The following is a 4,898-nucleotide window of genomic DNA, read 5'->3' on the forward strand; positions in this document are numbered from 1 at the left end:
GCCGGGGTCACGGCCAGCACCCGGCGCCGGCCCGCCGCGGGCAGCGGGTCCACCCCGAAGGTGCGGTCGGCGGGCAGGCCCCGGGCCGCCACCGCGGAGGCCACCGTGGTGCCCCAGACCGGTACGAGGACCAGGGCGCGGTCCGACGGCTCCGGGCCCGACTCCACCGCGGCCCCGGACGCGGCCAGGGCGTCGGCGTACGCCGGGTCCCCCGCCACCACGAAGACCGGCCGGTCCGCGTCGCCCGTCACCGCGGGTTCGGCGGCCGGGGCGGGTTCCGCGGGCCCGTACGCGTACCAGCCTCGGCCGGTCTTGCGGCCGTGCAGGCCCGCGGTCACCCGGTTCGGGGTGAGGTAGGAGGGGCGCAGCCGGGGCTCGTACCGGAAGCCCTCCCAGATCGAGTCGATGACCGCCGCCGTCACGTCCAGCCCCGTGAGGTCCGTCAGCTCGAAGGGGCCCATCCGCAGCCCCAGCACGTCCCGGGCGATCCGGTCGATGTCCGCCGGCCCGGCCACCGACTCCTCCAGGAGCGCCAGTGCCTCCGTGACCAGCCCCCGGCCGGCGTGGTTGACCAGGAAGCCCGGGGTGTCGGAGACCGTGACGGCACGGTGGCCGCAGCCGGTCACCAGCTCGGTGAGGAACGGCGGGATGTCCGGCCGGGTGGCCGCGCCCGGCACCACCTCGACGATCCTCATCAGCGGTACCGGGTTGAAGAAGTGCAGCCCCGCCAGCCGCGACGGGTCGTCGAGGGTGGCGGCGATCGCGGTCACGGACAGGGACGAGGTGTTGGTGGCGAAGACGGCGGAGGCCGGAAGCACCCGTTCCAGCCTGCCGAACACCTCGGCCTTGGTGGCCAGGTCCTCCCGCACGGCCTCCACGACCAGCTCGACGTCCGGTCCCTTGGCCCACGGGTCGTCCAGCGGGACCAGCCGCTCCAGCGCGGCGGTGCGGTCCCCGGCCGTCATCCGGCCCTTGTCCACCGCCCGCTCCAGCATGGACCGTACGAAGTCCACGGCCGCCGTCACCGCCTCCCGCCGTACGTCGGCCAGCTCGACGGTGTGTCCGGCCACGGCCGCCCACTGGGCGATGCCGCGGCCCATGGCTCCGGCGCCGACGATCCTGATGCGCATGACGGTGGGGGTCCTCTCGTTGAAGCGAACGGGGCGGAACGGTGTGTCGTCTCAGCGAAGATAGACGCGTCCGGCGTCCACGTCCTCCCGCAGCAGCCGCAGTTCCTCCGGGGTCGGCGGCTCCACCGTCTCCACGGAGTCGGCGACCTCCAGCTCCCAGCCGGTCGCCTCGCGTACCTGATCGACCGTCACACCGGGGTGCACGGCGACCAGTCGCAGCTCCTGGCCGACCCCCTGGCGGGCCAGGACGCCCAGTTCGGTGATGACCCGGGTGACGCCGGCGCCCAGCGGCCGGATGCCCTCGGCCAGCGCCCGGTCCGGCCCGGGCGTGGTGCAGAAGTCCAGGGTGCCGGTGAAGGAGCGCGGACCGTGCCGGCGCATCACCACGAAGACCTCCCGGGAGTTGGCCATCACCTCGACGCCGCCGCCGGAACCCGGAAGCCGTACCTCGGGGCGCTCCCAGTCGCCGATCACCGAGGTGTTGAGGTTGCCCCACCGGTCGATCTGGGCGGCTCCCAGGAAGCCGACGTCGATGTGCCCGCCCTGGAGCACACAGCCGAACAGCGCCGGCATCGACAGCACGGCCTCCGCGCCGGAGATCAGCACCGCGTCGGCGATGGTCTCCGGCAGGTGCGAGGGGTGCGCCCCGCACACCCCGGACTCGTACACGACCTCGATCTCGGGGGCGACCGTCAGACGGGCCAGCTCGGTGGCGAGCGTCGGCAGCCCGATCCCGGCGAACACGGTGCGCCGTGCGGCCAGTTCGCGGGAGGCCACGACGGAGAGCAGTTCCGAGGAGGTGACGGCCCCGGGTGCGGCGGTGGTCATGGTGTCTTCCCTCTCCCTCGGCGCGCTCACAGCCGCCGCCCGTAGTTCACCGGTTCGCTGAGCGCCTCGCCGACCGCGAGCCCCGCCCAGAACTCCTCGCCGAGCTTGTCGACGTACGCGGCGTGGTCCGCCGTCCCGTACACCCACTCGTCCAGCCAGGCGCGGAGCCGGTCCGGGTCCTTGCTGATGTGCGACCAGGCCCGGTAGAAGGCGTTGTCGCGGTCGTAGTACCCCTGGGCGAAGGAGGGGTGCGCGCCGCGCGGGCAGACCACCACGGCGTCCACCGCGTGCGCGGGGATCAGGGTGCGGTTGGGGTCCGAGCGGACCACCTCGTCGGCGACGAGCTCCTCCACCACGACGATCGCCTTGTCCGCCGCGTACACCGCCTCCGCCTGGATGCCGGTCAGCCCCCACAGCTGGGTGTTGCCCCGGCGGTCCGCCCGCTGGGCGTGGACGATCGTCACGTCCGGGTTGACCGGCGGGACGACGTAGATCTGCTCGGGCCCGCCGTCCGGCCCCGGATAGGGGGAGGTGACCTTGCGCAGGTCGCTGTTGACACCCGGCAGGTCACTCCCGCCGTAGCTGCGCAGGGGGTAGAAGGGCAGGCGCTGCGATCCCGCGAGGTAGCGGCAGACCATCCCGTAGTGGCTGTACTCCTCGAAGGCGAGCGGTTCCGGGTCGGCGCGCTCGATCCGGCGCCGCAGCTCGCCGAGCGAACCGGCGGAGGAGTTGCCGACGAAGGAGGAGACCAGCCGCGAGACGCAGCCCGCGGCGATCATCTGGTCCACCACGATGTCCGCGGTCATCCGCACGACCGTGAGGTCCCGGCGGCCCTGGCGGATGATCTCGTGTCCGGCGGCGGTGGGGATGAGATGGGTGAAGCCTTCGAGGCTGACGGTGGCTCCGTCGTGCACGAAGGAGGCGATGGCCTCCCTCATCGACATGACTGTGCCGGCCCCGTCGGCCGTATCCGTCCGTTCCACGGTGCTCCTCGGCGAGTGGGTGCGGGTCGCCCCCCAAGGAGCGTCCTGGCGATCGCCCCTACCGTGTCAGCGGCCATTGATTGCTGTCCAATACCAAATTAGGGTCGGATCAAGACCGTTGCGCTATGAATGGGTGTCCGATGGAACTGCGTCACCTCACGGCGTTCACCGCCGTGGCCGAGGAACTGCACTTCGGCCGGGCCGCCAAGCGGCTCCAGATGGCCCAGCCCCCGCTCAGCCAGCAGATCCGCCAGCTGGAGAAGGAGCTCGGCGTCCAGCTCTTCGAGCGCAACACCCGCTCGGTCCGGCTCACCAGTGCAGGGGAGGCATTCCTGGAGCCCGTGCGCACGGTGCTGGAGAACCTCGACACGGCGGTACGGGCGGCCAAGGCCGCCGGGCGCGGGGAGTACGGCCGCGTCACCATCGGCTTCGCCGGCGCCTCCAGCCACGAGACCCTGCCCCGGCTCACCCGCGCCGTGCGGGCCGCGCACCCCGCGCTGGAGCTGGACATGAAGGGCCAGACGTACGCCAACGTCGCGCTGTCCCGGGTCGCCGACGGCACCCTCGACCTGGGGTTCGTCCGCCTCCCGGTGACCCAGCCGGGGGTGGCCCACCGGGTCATCGGCGAGGAGGAGCTGCTGTGCGCGCTCCCCTCCGACCACCGCCTGGCCGCCCTCGACGCCGTCCCGATCGCGATCCTCGCCGAGGAACCCTTCGTCTCCTTCCCCGCCAACGCCGGCTCCACGGTGCGTGACGCGATGGTCCAGGTCTGCGAAGCGGCGGGCTTCAACCCGCGCGTGGTCCAGGAGGCCCCCGACTCGTACACGATCCTGGCGCTCGTCGCCGCGGGCGTCGGCGTCACGCTCACCGTGTCCTCCGTCCGCCACATCCAGCAGGGCGGACTGGTCTACCGGCCGCTCGCCGGCCCGCCCGTCCGCCGTCAGGCCGCGCTGGCCTGGCGCCGCGACAACCCCTCCGCCGCCCTGCGGGCCGTCCTCGCCGTCGCCGAGGAAGCCCTGCCGACCCCCCGCCCCGCCGATTGAGACGCCGGACGTCTGGAAAGGGGGCCAACTCGATATTGGACCGACTCATTGGTCGGGTGCGAAGGTCACCCCACACACCCGAGCCGCCGAAAGGTGTTCCGCCGTGCCCGACCAGACCGATGTCGTCATCTGCGAACCGCTGCGCACCCCCATCGGGCGGTTCGGCGGAGCCTTCGCCCAGCAGACGCCCGCGGCCCTCGCCGCCCGCGTCGTCGCCGAGGTCGTCGCCCGTACCGGGATCGACCCGGAACGGGTCGACGAGGTGATCCTCGGCCACGCCTACCCCACCTCCGAGGCCCCGGCCCTCGGCCGGGTCGTCGCGCTGGACGCCGGGCTGCCCCAGACCGTCACCGGTCTGCAGACCGACCGCCGCTGCGGCTCCGGGCTCCAGGCCGTCCTCGACGCCGCCATGCAGATCCGGGCCGGCTTCAGCGACGTCGTCGTGGCGGGTGGCGTCGACGTGATGAGCGCCGCCCCCTACTACACCCACGACGGCCGCTGGGGCATCAAGGGCCCCGGCCTCCAGCTGCACGACTCCCTCGCGCGCGGCCGGGTCACCGCGGGCGGCGTCCACCACCCCGTGCCCGGCGGCATGATCGAGACCGCGGAGAACCTGCGCCGCGCCTACTCCGTCAGCCGCGCCGACCAGGACGCCCTGGCCCTGCGCTCCCAGGCCCGCGCCGCCCGCGCCGTGGCCGAGGGGCGCTACGACGCCGAGATCGTCCCCGTGACCGTACGCACCCGCAAGGGCGAGAGCACCGTCACCGCCGACGAGCACCCCCGCCCCGACACCACCGCCGGACAACTCGCCGCGCTCCGCCCGATCATGGCCGACAGCGACCCGGAGGCGACCGTCACCGCGGGCAACGCCAGCGGCCAGAACGACGCGGCCGCCGCCTGCCTGGTCACCAGCG

At 73.4% G+C, this 4,898-nt stretch carries 5 protein-coding genes; 2 read left to right on the top strand and 3 right to left on the bottom strand.

Annotation, left to right across the window (positions count from 1 at the left end):
* The 3 genes from IH13_RS0120770 to IH13_RS0120780 all read right to left on the bottom strand — a co-directional run.
* On the bottom strand, positions 1-1,130 hold a 1,130-nt coding region (locus IH13_RS0120770; RefSeq protein WP_037841921.1), incomplete at its 3' end, for a 3-hydroxyacyl-CoA dehydrogenase NAD-binding domain-containing protein.
* A 51-nt stretch (positions 1,131-1,181) separates the two neighbouring features.
* Positions 1,182-1,958: a CoA-transferase subunit beta gene (locus tag IH13_RS0120775; protein ID WP_031086625.1), complete on the bottom strand. Its 777-nt coding sequence runs from the start codon at positions 1,956-1,958 to the stop codon at positions 1,182-1,184.
* A gap of 26 nt (positions 1,959-1,984) precedes the next feature.
* Entirely contained in the window at positions 1,985-2,902 is a 918-nt protein-coding gene (locus IH13_RS0120780; protein WP_199814779.1) for a CoA transferase subunit A, read from the bottom strand.
* A 179-nt stretch (positions 2,903-3,081) separates the two neighbouring features.
* Between IH13_RS0120780 and IH13_RS0120785 the strand changes: the two genes are divergently transcribed.
* Both IH13_RS0120785 and IH13_RS0120790 read left to right on the top strand, forming a co-directional pair.
* Entirely contained in the window at positions 3,082-3,984 is a 903-nt protein-coding gene (locus IH13_RS0120785; RefSeq protein WP_031086628.1) for a LysR family transcriptional regulator, read from the top strand.
* A gap of 103 nt (positions 3,985-4,087) precedes the next feature.
* The coding region (locus IH13_RS0120790) for a thiolase family protein (RefSeq protein WP_031086630.1) at positions 4,088-4,898 on the top strand (811 nt) is incomplete at its 3' end.

Origin of the sequence: Streptomyces sp. NRRL WC-3549, from assembly GCF_000721935.1 — a bacterium.
Lineage (GTDB): Bacteria > Actinomycetota > Actinomycetes > Streptomycetales > Streptomycetaceae > Streptomyces.